Consider the following 17,686-nt stretch of genomic DNA (forward strand, 5'->3'; position numbering starts at 1 on the left):
GTGAGTCTTTCGGGGGATCTGCAGCGCGCGCTCACCGCGGTCGCTGCCACACCGCACCTGCTGGTCACATCCGATTTCGACGGCACACTCGCGCCGATCGTCAACAACCCCGCCGACGCGCGGCCGCTCGCCGATGCCGCCGAGGCCCTCGCCGCACTCGCGGAACTGCCGCAGACCGCCTCGGCGCTGATCTCCGGACGTGCCCTCGAGGTGCTGCGCGCATTGTCCGGGATGCCGGACACGGTGCACCTGGTGGGAAGCCACGGCGCGGAGTTCACCTCCGGGTTCGGCCACGACATCGACACCGCTCTGCTGCAACGGATCACCGATCGGCTCCACACGATCGCATCGGGCAGGCCCGGTGTCACCGTGGAGACCAAACCGGCAAGCGTTGCGCTGCACGTGCGTAACGCCTCGCCCGAACACGGCGCGGCCGCGTTGACCGAGGCACGCACGGCCGCCGCGGAGTGGGACGCTCAGCTCACCGAGGGCAAGGCAGTGCTCGAATTCGCGGTTATCCAGACCGACAAGGGTGAGGCGGTCGACATCCTGCGGCAACAGGAAAACGCCACGGCAGTGGTGTTTTTCGGCGACGACGTCACCGACGAGAAGGCGTTCCGCCGGTTGCGCGGCGACGACGTCGGCGTCAAGGTCGGACCGGGTGAGAGCCTCGCGGCGTACCGTGTCGACTCACCGGAAGACGTTGCCGCAGCGCTTGATCACCTTCTCGCCGTGCGCCGCGGCGCATAGTCACGCCGGCGGACCGGACGTCCGGCCGCGCACCACCTCGGTCTCCAGAACGTCGATCACCGGCAGACCCGATCCTGGTGGATTGTGCAGCAAATGCCCGGCGCGACGGCCTTTTTCCATGCTGGGCTGCTTCACGGTGGTCAACCCGCGACGCAGCGCGTCGCGCACCCCGTCGAAGCCCGTCACGGTCATGTGGCCGGGCACGTAGATGCCGCGCGACCGCAGGTGATCCATCGCCGAGAGGGCCAGCACGTCGGCCGTACACATCAGCGCCGTGATACGCGGGTTCACCTCCAGCGCCACCTCGGCAGCCGCGCCTCCGGACGTGGGCAGGTGCTCATAGCTCTCGACGACGGTCAATGACGACGGGTCCAAACCGGCCGCGGACATCGCGTCGTACACGCCGTGGATGCGTTCGCGTTGTACGTGGAAATGTGGTGAGAGCACCCGTTCCGGGTCGGCGAGTGCCGGACGCGGATCACCGTGGGGCCAGTCGCGTCCCAGCCGCATGGTGAGCAGGCCGATGTCGCGGTGACCGAGTTCCAGGACGTACTCGGCGAGTTCGCGCATGGCCCCGCGATCGTCGATGCTGATGCGAGAGACCCCTGGCACGTCCTTCGGTTGGTCGACCACCACCATCGGCAACTGACGTTGCTGCAACACAGGCAGATACGGATCGTCGTCGGACGCCGAGTAGACCACGAACCCGTCGACACCCGCCGCGAGCACGGAATTGGACCCCTCTTCGAAGGTGCGGTTGGGCCCGACGGCGACCAACAGCAGGCCCTGCCCGGCTTCCTCACACGATTCGGCAAGACCGGCAACGAAATCGAGTGCGGCGGGATCGCTGAACGAATAGTCGAGCGGTTCGGTGATCATGAGACCGACCGCACCGGCCTTGCGGGTGCGCAGTGACCGTGCCACCGGGTCCGGGCCCGGATATCCGAGCCGCTTGGCCGCGTCGAAGATGCGCTCGCGCAGATCCGCCGACAATTGATCGGGGCGGTTGTACGCGTTGGAGATCGTGGTACGCGAAACCTTCAACTCGGCTGCCAAAGAGGCCAGCGTGGCCCGCCGGGGCGGATGTGGACTCCGTGGCATGCCCTCTGAGCGTAGTAGATGGCCCGTCCCCGCCCGTGACCGAGGGGTTTACGGGCGCGCCACCGCCGACCGCCTGGCGCGGTTCGCCGCCCACACAACGAACCAGAACACGCACGCGATGGTCACGATCACGAAACTCGGCGGCAGGTTGAACACCGCCGAGAGCACCAGACCGGCCCACACCGAGAGCAGACTGATCACGGTCGAGATCGCCATCGCCAGCCGGGGCTGGGCCGTGAGCGTGATCGCCGTCGCGGCCGGTGTCACCACGAGCGCGAACAGCAGCAGCGTGCCGACGGCCTGCACGGCCATCGTGACCGCGACGCCCAGCAGCACCATGAACACCACCGACAGTGTGCGCACCGGGACACCCTTGGCCTCGGCGACCTGAGCGTTGACCGACGCGAACAGCAGTGGACGGTAGATGAATACGATCGCGGCGGCCAACACGAGCAGCAGCGCCGTGAACGTCAGCAGCTGCTCGTGTGTGATCGCCAGCAGATTTCCGAAGAGCACGTTGGTGAGCGTCGAGGAGTTCTTGGTGGCCAGCGAGTTGAAGAACAACCCGAAGCCGGTCGCCAGTGCCAGGACGGTGCCGGTCGCGACCTCACGGTCGTGCGCCTGCTTGCCGAGGGCGCCGATCACCACGGCACCCGCGACGCAGAACACACCGAGGCCGAGCACCGCGGGCAGCCCGAGCAGCGCGGCGCCGGTGGCACCGGGAAGGCCGATGTGTGCCAGAGCGTGGGCCGCGAAGGCGGTGTTGCGCACGATGATGAAGTAGCCGATCAGCCCGGCCGCGAGCGCCACCAGGGTGCCGCCGATCAGCGCGTTGCGCATGAACGCCGATCCGAGGATGTGCAACCAGTTGTGCTGGTAGCCGATCGCCAGATACGTCTGCGCCAGATCGCCCGGCGGCATCACTCGCTCCTCATGTACATCTGCCCCTGCAGGGTGTTGGCGACCTGCACCTTGGTGCCGTACAGATGCGTGAGCAGGTCTGCGTTGACGACGTCCATGGGCGCGTGGTGGGCGTGCCCGTCGAGCAGGTAGATGGCGCTGTCGAGCACGCTCAGCAGCGGGTTGAGGTCGTGCGCGACGACGATGATGGTCACCTGGTACTCGGAGTTGACCCGCGCGAGAAGCTGCACGATCTCGTGCTGGCTGCGCAGGTCGAGCGCCGCGAGCGGCTCGTCGAGGATCAGCATCCGCGGATGTGCCACCAGCGCGTTGGCCAGCGCGATGCGCTGACGCTGTCCGCCGGACAGTTGCGAGACGCGGCGGTCGGCGAACTCGGTGGCCTCGACAGCTGCGAGCGCCTGGTCGACCCTGGCCTTCTCCTCGGCCGTGACCCGGCGCATCCCCCAGCGGTGACCGGTGAGCCCGAGCGTCACGGCGTCACGCGCGCGGATCGCCTCGCCCGCGCCCGCCACGTAGTCCTGCGGCACGTACCCGATCTGGTCGTTGTGCTCGCCTGGCCTGCCGCCGAGCACGCGCACCGAACCCGACGCGACCGGCAGCAGGCCCAGGATGACCTGCAGCATGGTCGACTTGCCGGAACCGTTGGACCCGATCAGCGCGACGATGCCGCCGGAGGGGATGGTGAACGTGCCCTCCGACCAGATCAGGCGACCGCCCCGCACGACGCTGACGTCGTCGAAGACCAGCGCGGGTTCGGTTTCGGCGTTATGACTCGACACCGAGCGCCTTGGCCAGTGCAGTGAGTTGGTCCACCTGCCAAGCCTCGAACGAATCGGCGCCAGGCGCCACCGTTTCGGTCACTTCGACCACCGGGATGCCCGCGCTCTCGGCCGCGGTGCGCAGCTGCTGCGGCACCGAGCCCTCGGTCTGGACGTTGTAGATGAGCACGTCCACGCCGCGGTTCTCCAGCAGGGTCAAAAACGCGTCGAAATCGGCGGGCGACGGGTCGGTCTCGTTCGACGAGGCGACCTGGTAACCGGGTGGGGTGCGGTCGGTCAGGCCGACGGCCGCCGCCATGTCGTCGAACACCGCTTCGGTTGCCGCGTATGTCTTGCCGGAGGCCTTGGCCTTGATGTCGTCGATGAGCTGGTTGTACGGCTTCATCGATTCGGTGAACGCCGCGCGCCGCTCGGCGAAATAGTCCTTGGCCTCCGGCGCCAGATCACCGAGTTTCGCGGTCACCTCGTCGGCGACGGTGGTCACCGCGGCCGGGCTGTACCAGGCGTGCGGGTTGACGCCCTCTTCCGCGTGCGCGTGGCCGTGTTCGTCGTGCCCGTGGTCATGGGCGTCGTCTTCGTGCGCACCGGCGTCCGCGACGGCTGCGACGACAGGAGCATTCGGGGCCGAGCTTCGTGCGAGCTTGCCGGCCCACTCGTCGTAGTGGCCGCCGTTGATCACCACCAGCTGGGCCCCCTCGAACTTCGCCGCGTCCGATGGTGAGGGCTCGAAGTCGTGTGGGTCGACCGAAGAGCCCGCCAGCACGGTCGTCACCTTCGCGCACGCCCCGCCGAGCTCTGACACGATGTCGCCCCACTGGTCGACGCTCACGACGACGTTCACCGGTGTCGTCGGGCAGTCGCCCGCCGGCTCGGCCGTCGAGGATTCGTCGGAGCCGCATGCGGCAAGCGCAAAAGGCGCGGCAAGCGCGACGGAGACGGCCAGGGTACGCACGCTGAGAGGCGAGATCACGCCGATAACGATAACCGTTTGCATTACTTGACGCACATCCGCATGATCTCTTATTGAAAATCATTTTCGATAAGGAGTGCGATGCCCGATCTGTTGCCCGTCACCGTTCTGTCCGGCTTTCTCGGCGCAGGCAAGACGACCCTGCTCAATCACATCCTCGCCAACCGGGACGGCAAGCGGGTTGCCGTGATCGTCAACGACATGAGCGAGGTCAACATCGACGCCGCGCTCATCGCCGGACAAGGCCACCTTGACCGAACCGAGGAGAAACTCGTCGAGCTGACCAACGGCTGTATCTGCTGCACACTGCGCGAGGATCTGGTCGAGGCGGTCGGCGCACTGGCCCGCCAGAACCGGTTCGATCAACTGGTCATCGAGTCGACCGGGATCTCCGAGCCGATGCCCGTCGCCGCGACCTTCAGCTGGGAGTTCGATGACGGGTTCAGCCTCGGTGCGCTCGCCCGCCTGGACACGCTCGTGACCGTGGTCGATGTCTCGACGTTCTTGATCGAACTGGCACGCGGCGAGGCACTCGCAGAGCGTGAGATGACGGCCGGACCGAACGACGCGCGCAGCGTGGCCGATCTCCTGGTCGACCAGGTGGAGTTCGCCGACGTCATCCTGCTCAACAAGACCGATCTGGTGACCGCCGAGCGTCTCGGCGCGGTCGAGGCGGTGGTGCGCCGGCTCAACCCCACCGCCCGGCTGCTGCACACCGACCATGGCGTGGTCGCGCTCGACGAGGTGCTCGACACCGGACTGTTCGACCCGGTGGCCGCGGCAGAGGCGCCCGGCTGGGACGAGGAGATCGCCATGGGCCATACCCCCGAAACCGAGGAGTACGGCATCGGCTCGCTGACGTTTCTGGCCGACCGGCCGTTTCACCCGCAACGGCTCGCCGATGCCCTCGAGAAGATGACAGGATTGTTGCGCAGCAAGGGATTCTGTTGGATCGCGAGCCGGCCGTCGGTCGCCGCGATCTGGTCGCAGGCGGGTCCCAACCTGGTGATCGAGCCGGCACAGCTCTGGTCATCGACAGAACTGGACCCCGGCCAGGAGCTCGTGTTCATCGGCGTTCACATAGACCGGGATGCGATCGGCGACATGTTGTGCTCGGCCCTGCTCACCGATTCGGAATGGGCCCAAGGCGAACACGCCTGGCTGCGCTACCCCGATCCGCTGCCGGCCTGGGACCTCACCCACGTGCACGCACACTGATACGAATCCGGCGCCCGTCCGGATGGACGGGCGCCGGTTGTTCGCACGGCTACGAGTGTTCGTGCCCGACGGCACCGCTGAGTTCGTTCGGCGCGTTCTCCAGTGTGGCGGTCTTGGTCACCGCACCGGACTCGATATCCACCAGGTGCAGCTGCCTGGTCGCCGGGTCGGTGACGTAGACATCGTGGTCCCGGGTGAACACCGTCGGCCGGGGCTGTTGCCAGTCGTCGGGTTCGGTCCACGGTTCGGTCACCGCAATGGTTTTGACGGTGTCCCCGGACGCCGGATCGATGACGTAGAGCTTGCCATCGGTGCCGAGGATCAATGCCTCGGCGTGTGGACCGCGCGCCAATGAGCGGAACGAGTAGCTGACCGACGGCGGAAGCGTGACGAGCTGCAGTCGGTTACCCGCGGTGTCGATCAACGCGAACTGATTCGGCCGCTCCAGCTCGGCATCCGGATCCACCTTGAAATCACCGAGGGCGACCGCGGAGTCGTCATGGCCCTTGACGGTGCCGATCCTGCCGTAGTCGCCGGGGGCGGCGATCTTGGTGAAGACCCGGTCCGAGTACGTCAAAGCGCCGTTCTCGCAACCGAACACCACCGTCTCGCCCTCGACCACCGTCTCCCCGTGAATTCCGGGGCATTCGGCGCTGCGGGCGATCTCGGCCTGATTCGAGTCGAAGGCGACCGCCCCGGAGCGCTCGTCCGGGTCACCTTCGGTGCGAATGAAGCTACCGTCCGACAACACCACGGCCACCCCGTGATGCGGCTTCGGCGACGAGAGCGTGGTGACCTCCGGCTTGCCGTCAGCCAGCTCGTGCGGATCGAAAATGGTGATCTCGCCCGACCCGTCGGCGAACAAGGCGGTGCGCTCGCCGTGCGGAACGACGTGACCGGGTTCGGAAGCGGTGAACGTGGTCTCGGTCAACTCGCCCGACTTCGCGTCGAGCAGACGGAAGCCTTCGTTCGTGGTCACCAGCACGTGCGCATCATCACCCGCTGGATTGACGCGCAGGAATCCCTCCATCGGAATGTCGGCGACCACATCCAACGTCGTGCCGTCGAGCACGTACAGGCCGCCGTCATAGGTGGCGACCAGCGGCTCGGCGATGGGTTCTGCCGTCGACCGCTCGGCTTCACCGCTACATCCCGCAAGCGTGGATATCAGTGCCAACGCGCCGAGCGCAGCGGTCAGCGGCAGGGGTCTTGCCATGTGGTGAATCTCCTTCTTCTCAAATGAGGTTGTTCGCAATGGTTTCGGTGTTGGTGCGCATCATCCCGAGATAGCTGTCCGCCTCGGTTCCCGGTGCGCTGAGCGATTCGCTGTACAGCGAGACGACGTTGACCCGCACCCCGGACTGCTCGGCGAGCACGCGCGCGAGACGGTCGGGCTGCGACGAGTCGACGAAGATGGCCTTCACACCCGCATCCCTGATGGCGCCGGCCAACGACTCAAGGTCCGATGCGCTCGGTGAGGCCAGTGTGGTGCCGCTCGGAATCACCGCGCCGATCACCGTGAACCCGAATCGGTCTGCGAGGTAGCCGAGTACGTGGTGGTTGGTGACGAGCTTGCGGCGCTGCGCCGGAATGGCCGCGAACCGGTCCGTCATGTGAGCCGACAGGTTGTTCAGCTCATCGCGGTAGCGCGCGGCGTTTGCCGCCACCGCGGCCCGATCGATACCGGGAAGTTCGGCCACGCGGCCGGTGATCGCATCGACGGCGAGGATCATGCGTTGCGGATCGGTCCAGAAATGCGGATCGGCTGCACCGTGCTCATCCGCGGAGAACTGCAACGGATCGACGTGGTCACCGACAGGCAATGTGCGAACACCGTTTTCGGCTGCCGCATCGACATGGCGTTGCATCGACTCCTCCAGGCCCAACCCGTTGTAGATCACCAGGTCGGCCCGGGCCATCTCGGCCGCGTCGGCTGCCGAGAGCCCATAGGAGTGCGGATCGGCGTTGGGTTTCATCATCACCCTGACATCGGCGGTGTCACCGACCACTTCCGAGACGACATCGCCCAGGATCGTCGTGGTGACGACGATCTGCCGCCTGCCGTCGCTGCCGTCGGGCGCACCGCACGCGGCGAGCAGCAGGATCGCCAGGCACGCCGCGATGCACCGCCGCGTCACCGGCCCGCCTCCACCATGAACCCTGGCGGTATGGAGGTCTCGAACGTACGCGCCACCCGTAGCCCGTCGCGGTAGTCGATCTCGTACACGGCCCGGCCGGTGATGTCGTTCACGTAAGCGCGGTCGGCATCGACCTCGATCACCGGCGCCGGCCGGCCCTCGGGCAGCCGGTCGCCGAACAGCTCGACCGCGGCCGTCTGCCGACCGTCGGCCGTGTCGAACGCACGCAGCCGGCCGTCTGCCGTGAGCGCCAGGACCGCATCGCCCGAGACGGTGTTCGCCGCGACCACCTCGGCCACGTCCACCGACTTCCACGTGCCGCGGCGTGCGTCGAGAACCCACACCGTGTCTGCCGTGATTCCGGCCAAAGTCGAACTCCCGTAGCGATACACGAGGGGGCCGGGGTGCGGCACACCAGCGGGCAACGGAATCGGCTCCGCGGTGACCCGGCCTGCTTTCTTCACGATCCGCACGGCGCCGTCGGCGCAGCCGAACACCACCTCACGGCCGATCGTCACGGCGCCCGTCACACCAGGGCACCGGCCGAGCTCGCGCGTTTCTGCGCTGATCTCAGAGCTGACCTCGACGACCGCGCCGTCCCGGGACACCGCGACCACGCTGTCACCCATCGGCGCGGCGGCCGCCACGTCACGCAACACGTTGAACCCGTCGGCCTCGGTGATGCTCTGGCGCGCAACGCTGTTGCGATCCAGGACCTCGACGGTGCCGTCCTCGCGCTGCACGGTCGTGAGTTCGCGACCACCTTTGGCGTCGACCGCCCGGCCGTCGACGCGGCCCGCAACTGCGGCAGGCTCGACGTAGAAGTGGGAATGGTCGCCGTGGTCGAACGTCCAGGATCCCGCATCCACGACGGTGAGCGCGTTCTCGCCGCGCAGATAGGCGAACCGCCCATCGCCGCTGACACCTCGCGTCGGCCCGAATGCCCCGAGCGGTGACTCGGATTCCTCGCTCGCGTCGTACACCACAGTGGCACCGGTATCCGGATCGACAAGGACCAGCCGGGTCACCGGCTCCGAGCTCTCGTGCGCATCGATGCCGGTATCGTCGGCCGAAGTCGGTGCCGAAGGCGTTGGCGTGGTTGACTTCTGCTCGACACCACAGCCCGCCACGAGCAGAACGCAGCCCACCAGGGCGACACCTGCCCTCATGCCGCCGCCCGCCGCAACACCGCGGATGCTGCCGCCGAGCAGAAGAACAGTGCGACCGCGACGGCGGCGATGCTCGCGCCGCCTGCGGTTGCGGCATGCCAGGACAGCAGCAGGCCCAGCCACACCGACACCACCCCGACGACGGCGGCGAGCAGCATGATGCGGCCGATCGAGTGCGCCCACAGCGTGGCGGCCGCCGGGGGTGCCACCAGCAGGCCGAGTACCAGCAGCGTGCCGACCACATGGAAGGACGCGACGATCGCGACGGCGATCAGCACGGTCAGCACGATGCCGGCCGATGCGGGGCTGAGCCCCAGCGTCGCGGCTTTCCGCACATCGAAGGTGGCCGCGATGAACGCCCGGCGTCCGACGAAGGCGATGACGGCGACGAGCACGAGCGCGCCGGTGAGCACAGCGATGTCACCGAGCCGCACGCCGAGCACGTCGCCGAAGAGGAAGGCGGTCAGATCGACCGCGTAACTGTTCGAATGCGATACCACGATGACCCCGACCGCGAGCATGCCGACGAGGAGAAGGCCGATGCTCGTATCCGAGGAGAACCGCGCGGTTCGGCTGAGCACGGACACGCCGTAGGCCATCGCGAGCGCGGCGGTCAGCGCGCCGGCCAGCAGATTGCCGCCGAGCGCCGATGCCGCGGCCACGCCCGGCAGCATGCCGTGCGACATCGCGTCGCCGAGGAACACCGAGCCGCGTAACACCACCCAGGTCCCGACGATCGCGCACATCAACGCCACCAGCGACCCTGCGACAGCACCGCGCACGACGAGCTCCGAGCCGAACGGAGCAACCAACCAGTTCACAGGTAAACTCTTATCATTAATGATAATCGTTTTCAAAAGGAGTACGTGGTGAGTGCCGTCCGGCTGAACCGAATCACCTTCGGCTACAACAGGAATCCGGTGTTCACCGATCTGACGGTCGAATTTCCCCGGGCGGCTTGCACCGCGGTGACGGGACCCAACGGTTGCGGTAAGTCGACATTGCTCAGCCTGATCGCAGGTGTGTCACGACCACACTCCGGGACGGTCGAGCTGTGCGCCCGCGACGTGGCCCTCGCCGTCCAACGCGACGAGGTCGCCCGGACGTTCCCGATCACCGTCGCCGAGGCGGTCATGATGGGTCGTTGGCGTCGGTTGGGACTGCTGCGCCGCCCATCGCGCGCCGACCGCGACATCGTCGACTTCTGGCTCACCGAACTGGGCCTCGACGATCTCCGCACGTGCCGCATGACCGAGCTGTCCGGCGGTCAGCGGCAACGCACCCTGTTGGCGCAGGCATTCGCCCAGCAGGCCCCGATCCTGCTGCTCGACGAACCGACCGCGAGCCTCGACGCCGACAGCGCGCAGACCGTCTACCGGCAGCTTCGCCGACTCGCGAGCTCTGGGACCACCATCGTGGCCGCCACCCACGACGGCGATGCACTCGACCAATTCGAGCACCACCTGAGCCTTACCGGCCTGAGCGGACACGCCGCGACGCTAGGCTCGGGTCGTGCCTCGACATGCGTTCAGCCCCAGCGAACGGCAAGCCGTATACCGAGCGATCACCGAACGCCGTGACATGCGCCAGTTCGTCCCGGGCAGCACCGTCTCCGATGAGGTCCTGAGCCGGTTGTTGCACGCCGCGCACGCCGCGCCCAGCGTGGGCCTCATGCAACCGTGGCGGTTCATCCGCATCACCGACGACACCCTGCGCAGCCGGATCCACGCGCTCGTCGACGAAGAACGCGTCAACACCGCCGACGCACTCGGACCGCGCGCGCAGGAGTTCCTGGCGCTGAAGGTCGAGGGTATCCGGGAGTGCGCGGAACTGTTCGTCGTCGCGCTGGGCGAAGGCCGCGAACGGCACGTGTTCGGCCGCCGCACGCTGCCCAACATGGATCTCGCGTCGGTGTCGTGCGCGATCCAGAACATGTGGCTGGCGGCGCGCGCCGAAGGGCTCGGCATGGGGTGGGTGTCGATCTTCGAGCCGCAGCCGCTCGCCGAGCTGCTGGGTATGCCTGACGGCGCCGAACCCGTCGCCATCCTGTGCCTCGGCCCGGTGCCGGAATTTCCGGACCGGCCGGTCCTGGAGATCGAGCACTGGACGACAGGTCGTCCCCTGCCGGAGTTCGTATCGGAGAACGGCTGGCCCGAGCACGCGTCCGTGTAAGGCCGGACGCTTAAGCTGGATTTGTGCCGTCGACAGTCGATCTCAACGCAGACCTGGGTGAGAGCTTCGGCGTGTGGCAGCTCGGTGACGACGAGGCGATGCTCGGTCTCGTCACGAGTGCCAACGTGGCGTGCGGATTCCACGCGGGTGATCCTGCGTTGCTGCTGCGGACCTGCCGCACCGCGGCGCAGCGCGGTGTGGCGATCGGCGCACAGGTGAGTTACCGGGATCTGGCAGGGTTCGGCCGGCGCTTCATCGAGGTGGATCCAACGGACCTGGAAGCCGAGATCATCTATCAGATCGGTGCGCTGCAGGCCATCGCACACGTCGCCGGGTCAGGTGTCGGATACGTCAAACCCCATGGCGCGCTGTACAACACGATCGTCGGCCACGAAGAACAGGCCGCCGCGGTGGCCGCCGCGGTGCACGCCGTCGACCCGGCCCTGCCGGTGCTGGGCCTGCCCGGATCGGCGTTTTTCGCCGAAGCACGACGCCTCGGGTTGCGCACGGTGTCCGAAGCGTTCGCCGACCGGGCGTACCGGTCCGACGGAACACTGGTGTCCCGGCGCGAACCGGGTGCGGTGCTGCACGATCCACACGAGATCGCCGAGCGTGTGGCGGCCATGGTGACCGACGGACGCGTCACGGCGGTCGACGGGACGGTCATCGACATCACCGTGGAATCTGTGTGCGTACACGGCGATTCACCCGGCGCGGTGCGGATCGCCAAGGCCGTGCGCGAGCGCCTTGAGGCCGAGCCGGTCGAGCTGGCCTCGTTCACCGGGGCGCGGTCCGAAACCGGCCGGTGACGTACCGGAGGAGTTCAGTTACGTCGAGCCGCCCTGGTCAGGTTGACATCGGCGCGCAGCCGCGGCGACAGCGTCTGGCTGTGCCATGACCCGTCGGTGATCCAATCGCACGCGGCCCGAAGGTCACTTTCGGTCGCGACGGGGCCGATCCACTTCGCCGGACCAATTGGCCTTCGGTCCGCGGTGCACGGTTGCAGCATCAGGATCACCCCGTGTTCGCGGCGGCGCGTCGCACACGTCAGCCCGCCGAGCAGGCAGCGGGTGACCACCAAGACGCCATGAGGGCAATCGCCGATCACCCCCGCCAAGGTCGGGACCAACGAGGAGACCGCAGAGGTGGTGCAGCCCGTGCAGACCGCCACGGTGAAAGGCCGGGCGGTCGGACACCCATCCGGTTTCACAAACCCTCCTGATCGGTGCGACGGAACGCGCTGTCGTCGCAGCCGGTCGAGACGAGCACCACCGGCGTACGCATCGCACCCCTAATCGGTAACGGTTTTCAACAGGCGGGTCTCACGCTACAGTGCTGCGGAGCCCTTGTCGAAAACGATTTTCAATAAGTCGGCCGACCGAGGTCCTGTGACACCACCGATCCCGCTGTCCCCCAAGAGGAACCACCGAAGTGTGCGTTCCGCCCATCCTCCCGAAAGGACATCAACCCAATCGTGCGCTACCTCGTCATGATGTTCGCTCTACTCGTGTCCGTGACGCTTGTGAGCCCCCGCCCTGCCAACGCGGTGGACAATCAGCTCAGCGTGGTCGACGGCCAAGGTCGCACGCTGACCGTGCAGCAAGCCGAGACATTCCTCAACGGCGTGTTCCCTCTCGACCGGAACCGACTGACCCGTGAGTGGTTTCACTCCGGCCGCGCCACCTACCATGTGGCCGGCCCAGGTGCCGACGAATTCGAGGGCACGCTCGAACTCGGGTATCAGGTCGGCTTCCCGTGGTCATTGGGCGTCGGCATCAACTTCTCGTACACGACCCCGAACATCCTCATCGACGGAGGCGACATCACCCAGCCGCCGTTCGGCCTGGACACCATCATCACCCCCAACCTCTTCCCCGGCGTGTCCATCAGTGCCGACCTCGGCAACGGTCCCGGTATCCAGGAGGTCGCCACCTTCTCGGTGGACGTGAAGGGCGCGAAAGGAGCGGTCGCCGTATCCAATGCGCATGGCACCGTGACCGGCGCGGCCGGCGGCGTGCTCCTGCGTCCGTTCGCCCGGTTGATCGCCTCGACGGGCGACAGCGTCACCACCTACGGCGAGCCCTGGAACATGAACTAGGTCAAGCGAATCGGCCGCCACGGGAATGCCGGCGGCCGACATGGTGAACGCGCCGGTGGGCGGTACGACGACGTGTTGCACACCGGCAGCGTTCGCCGAACGCCCTAGTCGATTTCGTACCGGATCAGCCGGGCGCTGTTGGCCACCACCGCAACCGACGACGCATTGTGCAATACGGCGGCAAGAACCGGCGACAACGCGCCCCCGGCGCCGACGGCGAGACCGATGGCGTTGACCGCGATGGACATCGCATAGTTCTGCTGTATGACGTCAACCGCGCGGGCGCCGAGATCCCGTACGTCGAGCAGCCGTCGCAGATCGTCACTGGCGAGCGCGACGTCGGCGGTCTCGACGGCAACGTCGGTGCCGCCCAATCCCATAGCGATACCGATGTCGGCGGCAGCGAGCGCGGGCGCATCGTTGACGCCATCACCGATCACCGCCACGGTGTGCCCTTCGGCGTGCAGCCGGCGCACCACCGCGAGTTTGTCCTCCGGCAGCACCTCCGCACGCCACTCGGTGATACCCAGTTCATCGGCCACGGCGGCCGCGGCGTCCGGATGATCCCCGGTGAGCATCACCATGCGGCGCACGCCGGCCGTGCGCAGTGCGCGCAGGACTTCGGCGGCCTCGGGCCTCACCTCGTCGCGGAGGCTGATCAGGCCGACGAGCTTTCCGTCAACCGCCAGCAGCAGCGGCGTTTCCGCGCGCTTGCGGAGCTTGTCGACCCATGCCGCGGCCCGACTGGTGACACGCACCTTCTCCTGACGCAAGAGCGACGGACTGCCGAGAAGCAACGTTCGCCCGTCCGCCCTGGTCCGCATGCCCAACCCCACGAGCACCTCGCACTCTTCGTGCGGGGGTATCACGATGTGGCGCTCCCGTGTGGAACGGATCACGGCCTCGGCCAGCGGATGACGAGCATGGATCTCCGAGCTGGCGGCGTATGCCAGCACCTGCTCGGGTTCCCAGTCCTTGTGGAACGCAACCACATTGGTGACGATCGGCCGTCCCAGGGTGAGGGTCCCGGTCTTGTCGAACACCATCGCGTCGACCCGGCCCGCCTGCTCCAGGTGCGAACCGCCCTTGATCAGGATGCCGCGCCGGGCGCCGTTGCCGATCGCGGCGCTGATCACCGTCGGAGTGGCGAGTCCCACCGCACACGGGCATGCCACCAGAAGCATGGTCATCGCGCGCCGCACGTCTCGCGTCACCACGAGGGTCGCGGCCGAGAGCAGGAACGAGGCGGGGACAAAACGCCGTGAGAAGTTCTCGCCGACCGTCTGGATGGGCGCGCGATGCTGCTGCGCTTCCTCGACCCGGGTGATGATGCGACCTATGGTGGTGTGGCTCCCCACCGCTTCCGCGGTGACGACCAATCGTCCGCGGACGACCACCGAACCGGCGTACACCTTGCTACCCGGCCCGACCGCGACGGGAAGGTTCTCCCCGGTGATCGCCGACTGATCGACGATCGCCTCACCGTCGCACACCACGCCGTCGACCACGATCGCAACCTGCTCGTGTATCACGACCTGGTCACCGACGCGCACCCCGTCCACGGCGACCTCGATCTCGGTTCGGTCCGCGAGCCGCAGCCAGACGGTGTCCTGCGTGCCCTGGAGCAGATTGGCGATCGCCCGGCGAGTGCGCCGCAACGTCAGGTCCTGGAGGTACTCGCCAATGTTGAGCAGCCACAGAACCGTAAGGGCCACCACGTTTTCGCGCAGCACCAGACTCGCGACCGTGGCCGCCGACACCAGCACATCCGTTCCAGCGGAACGGTTGCCGGTGAGAGTTCGTAACGCACCCCGCAGGAACGGGTAGCCGGTGATTATCGTCGCTCCCGTTGCCAAGGTGCGGCTGGTCGACCCCAAGAGCGGCGGCCGGGCAAATCCGTAGCGACGAATCCCCAAGAGAATCAACGCCACAGCGCCGATCGCCATACGAACGATGTCGGCGTTGTGCACGTCGGCGGATCGGGGGCTACGACCGGGCACCAGGTGCCGGGCCACCCCCGCTGCCGCTGTCATGGCCGACCGCACCGCGTCACGGTCGCAGCGCCTGGGCGAGTACCACACCACCACGGATCCTGTTCGCGGATAGGCGTGTACGGCGCGAACGCCCGGCACCTGGTCGACGGCCTGTTCGATGGCGACCGCGCGCACGGCGTCCCCGCGGAACCACGGCGCGTGTACGCGCATGCGGCCGGCCGCGTCGGATACGACCGTCAGATCAGCCACGGTACTCAGTGGTCACTCAGTGGTCGTGGTCGTGGCCGGCGTCGCCCGCGGCGGGCGGCGGCACTTCCTCACCTATGCGTTCGCGCGCCTCTGCCATCACATCGGCGACCTTCAGTCGCGCCGACTCGGCTCCCACCTCGGCTTTTCGCGCTCCCCGCAGAGCCAACGCGGTCGTCGCCACGGCCGCTTCACGAACCGGCGCCTTGGCGACCGCCTTACGCAGCCCCTCGTAGGCCGCGACGCCGACAGCCCCGGTGACCACTGTCGTTGCTGCCTTGACCAGAAGTCCATGCCACACCATCGGCCAAGCCTATCGCGAGTTAGTGGAAATGATAGTCATTGTTGACTATTGCGGAGTTCACAACATCGGCCTGGCATCATGGCCGCCGTGGCCATGAACCTGGCGGTGGCTCGTTGGCGGCCGAACTCCATGCAGGTGCTCGTGTTCGGCATCGTCGGCCTGGCGCTCGCCGGAACCACGCTCCGCGCGTTCGTGGCGGACACGCCGGACGTCGCCACCGCGGCCACGGTGTTCTGCGGGGTGTTCGTCCAGGCCCTGCCGTTTCTGGCGCTCGGCGTGGTGATCAGCGGGCTCATCGCGGTGTTGGTCACGCCCGACCGGCTCGCGCGCTGGTTGCCACGGCGCACGAGCGCCGCGATCGTGGTGGCCGGTGTCGGCGGGGCGGCGTTGCCCGGGTGCGAGTGCGGGTCGGTGCCGGTGGCACGCAGGCTCTTCGGGGACGGCGCCGGCGCGGGCACTGACAAGGGCACTGGCAAGGGGCATGTGGGTGCCGCCGCATTGACGTTCATGCTTGCGGCCCCCGCGATCAACCCCGTGGTGTTGGTCGCGACCGCGGTCGCATTTCCCGAGCACCCCCAGATGGTCGCGGCGCGCTGTGCGGCGTCACTGCTCACCGCGATCATCATGGGTGCGGCGTGGGCCCGGTTCGGCAATCCGGCGTGGATCACGCACCGCCTCACCCGGCCGGACCACAGCGCGGGGTCGCGCTGGGCCGCGTTCACCGAGGCAGCACGGCACGATTTCCTCTCGGCATGCTCGTATCTCGTCGTCGGCGCGGCCGCGGCCGCCGCACTGCACGTACTGGTCCCGCCCTGGGTGTACGAGCATGTCGCGGGCCAGATCGCGCTCGGAGTCATCACGATGGCGGTGCTGGCGGTCGTGCTGGCGCTGTGTTCGGAGGCCGACGCCTTCGTCGCGGCCAGCCTGACCATGCTGCCGCTGCTGCCGCGCCTGGTGTTCCTGGTCGTCGGGCCCGCGGTCGACATCAAGCTGTTCGCCATGCAAGCCGGGATGTTCGGCCGCGCGTTCGCGATCCGTTTCGCTCCTGCCACATTCGCGGTGGCCACACTGGTCGCCACGGTTGTCGGACTGCTCATCCTGGGGCCACGGTGAGCCGCGAGAGCGAGAACGCGCTGCTGCTCTTGATCGGGGTGAGCACCGCGATCATCACGGTCACCGGGTCCTACACCCGATACGTCAAACCGTCGCTGCTGCCCTACCTGGCCGCGACCGCGGGTCTGCTCATCGCACTGGCGCTGGTTGCGATCGTGCGCGATATCCGCCGTGGCGGCCATCACGACGATGATTCCGACAACCAGGACCACTCGCATCGACGCGGCGTCGCGTGGTTGCTGCTCATCCCCATCGTCCTGCTGGCGTTCGTGGCGCCGCCTGCTATCCGTCCCGACGCCGCGTCGGTGACCGAGGTCGCCAACGACAGCGTGCGCAGGCCGTTCCCGCCGCTGCCGGAAGGTCATGCCCCGGAGATCTCCCTGCCGGACGTACTGATCCGCATCGCACAGGACTCCGCCGCAACCCTCGACGGTCGAACGATCACCGTCACGGGTTTCACCATGCGCGACGGTGACCACATCGACCTCGCCCGCATCGTCATCATCTGCTGTGCGGCCGACGCCCAGCTCGCCCGCATCCGGCTGGCCGGCCCCGCGGCCGCACAGGCGGTGACCTACCCCGAGAACTCCTGGATCAAAGTCGAGGGCACAGTCGCTGCGGCGCAGGACGCTTCGACACGACGCACGATCCCCACCATGACAGCCGCGCGCCTGTCCCGCATCGACCCGCCGCCACACCCCTACGCGTACTGA

The 17,686-nt window shown here is 67.6% G+C and carries 18 protein-coding genes; 8 read left to right on the forward strand and 10 right to left on the reverse strand.

Features of this window, described 5'->3' with window-relative positions; translation table 11 throughout:
• Nucleotides 1–750 carry a trehalose-phosphatase gene (gene otsB, locus AT701_RS29550; protein ID WP_011730996.1) on the forward strand — a complete coding sequence of 250 codons (750 nt, stop codon included), beginning with the start codon at nt 1–3 and terminating at the stop codon, nt 748–750.
• On the opposite strand, the gene AT701_RS29555 is transcribed toward otsB, so the two are convergent.
• From AT701_RS29555 to AT701_RS29570, 4 genes are read right to left on the reverse strand one after another with little or no spacing between them, the layout of a single operon-like run.
• Nucleotides 751–1,851, reverse strand: coding sequence for an Rv3575c family transcriptional regulator (locus AT701_RS29555; protein WP_011730997.1), 1,101 nt, complete (start codon nt 1,849–1,851; stop codon nt 751–753).
• Nucleotides 1,852–1,899: 48 nt separating this feature from the next.
• Nucleotides 1,900–2,772 (reverse strand): metal ABC transporter permease, encoded by an 873-nt coding sequence (locus AT701_RS29560; RefSeq protein WP_011730998.1) that lies wholly within the window; start codon nt 2,770–2,772, stop codon nt 1,900–1,902.
• A complete protein-coding gene (locus tag AT701_RS29565) occupies nt 2,772–3,551 on the reverse strand; it encodes a metal ABC transporter ATP-binding protein (protein ID WP_058127117.1) in 780 nt (259 codons plus the stop codon). Before AT701_RS29565 ends, AT701_RS29560 begins: the two co-directional genes overlap by 1 nt.
• The gene (locus AT701_RS29570; protein WP_014878542.1) at nt 3,538–4,545 is read right to left on the reverse strand and encodes a metal ABC transporter solute-binding protein, Zn/Mn family; all 1,008 of its coding nucleotides are present in this window, start codon (nt 4,543–4,545) and stop codon (nt 3,538–3,540) included. The genes AT701_RS29565 and AT701_RS29570 overlap by 14 nt, the downstream gene beginning before the upstream one ends.
• A gap of 57 nt (nt 4,546–4,602) precedes the next feature.
• Between AT701_RS29570 and AT701_RS29575 the strand changes: the two genes are divergently transcribed.
• Nucleotides 4,603–5,739: a GTP-binding protein gene (locus tag AT701_RS29575; RefSeq protein WP_011731001.1), complete on the forward strand. Its 1,137-nt coding sequence runs from the start codon at nt 4,603–4,605 to the stop codon at nt 5,737–5,739.
• Between the two features lie 49 nt (nt 5,740–5,788).
• On the opposite strand, the gene aztD is transcribed toward AT701_RS29575, so the two are convergent.
• Genes aztD through aztB form a run of 4 tightly spaced genes read right to left on the reverse strand, consistent with a single transcriptional unit; the run spans nt 5,789 to nt 9,867 of the window.
• A complete protein-coding gene (gene aztD, locus AT701_RS29580; protein ID WP_011731002.1) occupies nt 5,789–6,955 on the reverse strand; it encodes a zinc metallochaperone AztD in 1,167 nt (388 codons plus the stop codon).
• Nucleotides 6,956–6,974: 19 nt separating this feature from the next.
• Entirely contained in the window at nt 6,975–7,877 is a 903-nt protein-coding gene (aztC, locus tag AT701_RS29585) for a zinc ABC transporter substrate-binding protein AztC (RefSeq protein ID WP_011731003.1), read from the reverse strand.
• Nucleotides 7,874–9,046: a PQQ-binding-like beta-propeller repeat protein gene (locus AT701_RS29590; RefSeq protein WP_058127118.1), complete on the reverse strand. Its 1,173-nt coding sequence runs from the start codon at nt 9,044–9,046 to the stop codon at nt 7,874–7,876. The genes aztC and AT701_RS29590 overlap by 4 nt, the downstream gene beginning before the upstream one ends.
• On the reverse strand, nt 9,043–9,867 hold the full coding sequence (aztB, locus tag AT701_RS29595; protein ID WP_003897451.1) for a zinc ABC transporter permease AztB: 825 nt from the start codon (nt 9,865–9,867) through the stop codon (nt 9,043–9,045). The genes AT701_RS29590 and aztB overlap by 4 nt, the downstream gene beginning before the upstream one ends.
• A gap of 48 nt (nt 9,868–9,915) precedes the next feature.
• Between aztB and aztA the strand changes: the two genes are divergently transcribed.
• The 4 genes from aztA (at nt 9,916) to mspA (ending at nt 13,316) form a co-directional block, all read left to right on the forward strand.
• Complete coding sequence (aztA, locus tag AT701_RS29600) at nt 9,916–10,626, forward strand: zinc ABC transporter ATP-binding protein AztA (RefSeq protein ID WP_003897452.1); 711 nt, start codon at nt 9,916–9,918, stop codon at nt 10,624–10,626.
• Nucleotides 10,559–11,218 (forward strand): 5,6-dimethylbenzimidazole synthase, encoded by a 660-nt coding sequence (gene bluB / locus AT701_RS29605; RefSeq protein ID WP_011731004.1) that lies wholly within the window; start codon nt 10,559–10,561, stop codon nt 11,216–11,218. The genes aztA and bluB overlap by 68 nt, the downstream gene beginning before the upstream one ends.
• 23 nt (nt 11,219–11,241) lie before the next feature.
• Nucleotides 11,242–12,027: a LamB/YcsF family protein gene (locus tag AT701_RS29610; RefSeq protein ID WP_011731005.1), complete on the forward strand. Its 786-nt coding sequence runs from the start codon at nt 11,242–11,244 to the stop codon at nt 12,025–12,027.
• 680 nt (nt 12,028–12,707) lie between these two features.
• Nucleotides 12,708–13,316 carry a porin MspA gene (gene mspA / locus AT701_RS29620; protein ID WP_036462228.1) on the forward strand — a complete coding sequence of 203 codons (609 nt, stop codon included), beginning with the start codon at nt 12,708–12,710 and terminating at the stop codon, nt 13,314–13,316.
• Between the two features lie 104 nt (nt 13,317–13,420).
• Here mspA and AT701_RS29625 read toward each other — a convergent pair whose 3' ends face one another.
• On the reverse strand, nt 13,421–15,559 hold the full coding sequence (locus AT701_RS29625) for a heavy metal translocating P-type ATPase (RefSeq protein ID WP_011731007.1): 2,139 nt from the start codon (nt 15,557–15,559) through the stop codon (nt 13,421–13,423).
• Between the two features lie 16 nt (nt 15,560–15,575).
• Nucleotides 15,576–15,860: a DUF1490 family protein gene (locus AT701_RS29630; protein ID WP_003897460.1), complete on the reverse strand. Its 285-nt coding sequence runs from the start codon at nt 15,858–15,860 to the stop codon at nt 15,576–15,578.
• Between the two features lie 78 nt (nt 15,861–15,938).
• On the opposite strand from AT701_RS29630, the gene AT701_RS29635 reads away from it, so the two are divergent.
• Entirely contained in the window at nt 15,939–16,973 is a 1,035-nt protein-coding gene (locus AT701_RS29635) for a permease (RefSeq protein WP_223495849.1), read from the forward strand.
• The gene (locus AT701_RS29640) at nt 16,970–17,686 is read left to right on the forward strand and encodes a TIGR03943 family putative permease subunit (protein WP_058127119.1); all 717 of its coding nucleotides are present in this window, start codon (nt 16,970–16,972) and stop codon (nt 17,684–17,686) included. Before AT701_RS29635 ends, AT701_RS29640 begins: the two co-directional genes overlap by 4 nt.

This window comes from Mycolicibacterium smegmatis (assembly GCF_001457595.1).
Classification (GTDB): Bacteria; Actinomycetota; Actinomycetes; order Mycobacteriales; family Mycobacteriaceae; genus Mycobacterium; species Mycobacterium smegmatis.

Excerpts from the sequence above, each read along its gene's own strand:
- AT701_RS29560 (WP_011730998.1), bottom strand. The coding sequence starts at position 2,772 with ATGCCGCCGGGCGATCTGGCGCAGACGTATCTGGCGATCGGCTACCAG.
- AT701_RS29630 (WP_003897460.1), bottom strand. The coding sequence starts at position 15,860 with ATGGTGTGGCATGGACTTCTGGTCAAGGCAGCAACGACAGTGGTCACC.
- AT701_RS29575 (WP_011731001.1), top strand. The coding sequence starts at position 4,603 with ATGCCCGATCTGTTGCCCGTCACCGTTCTGTCCGGCTTTCTCGGCGCA.
- AT701_RS29635 (WP_223495849.1), top strand. The coding sequence starts at position 15,939 with ATGGCCGCCGTGGCCATGAACCTGGCGGTGGCTCGTTGGCGGCCGAAC.
- AT701_RS29570 (WP_014878542.1), bottom strand. The coding sequence starts at position 4,545 with ATGCAAACGGTTATCGTTATCGGCGTGATCTCGCCTCTCAGCGTGCGT.
- AT701_RS29555 (WP_011730997.1), bottom strand. The coding sequence starts at position 1,851 with ATGCCACGGAGTCCACATCCGCCCCGGCGGGCCACGCTGGCCTCTTTG.
- AT701_RS29590 (WP_058127118.1), bottom strand. The coding sequence starts at position 9,046 with ATGAGGGCAGGTGTCGCCCTGGTGGGCTGCGTTCTGCTCGTGGCGGGC.
- aztD (WP_011731002.1), bottom strand. The coding sequence starts at position 6,955 with ATGGCAAGACCCCTGCCGCTGACCGCTGCGCTCGGCGCGTTGGCACTG.
- mspA (WP_036462228.1), top strand. The coding sequence starts at position 12,708 with ATGATGTTCGCTCTACTCGTGTCCGTGACGCTTGTGAGCCCCCGCCCT.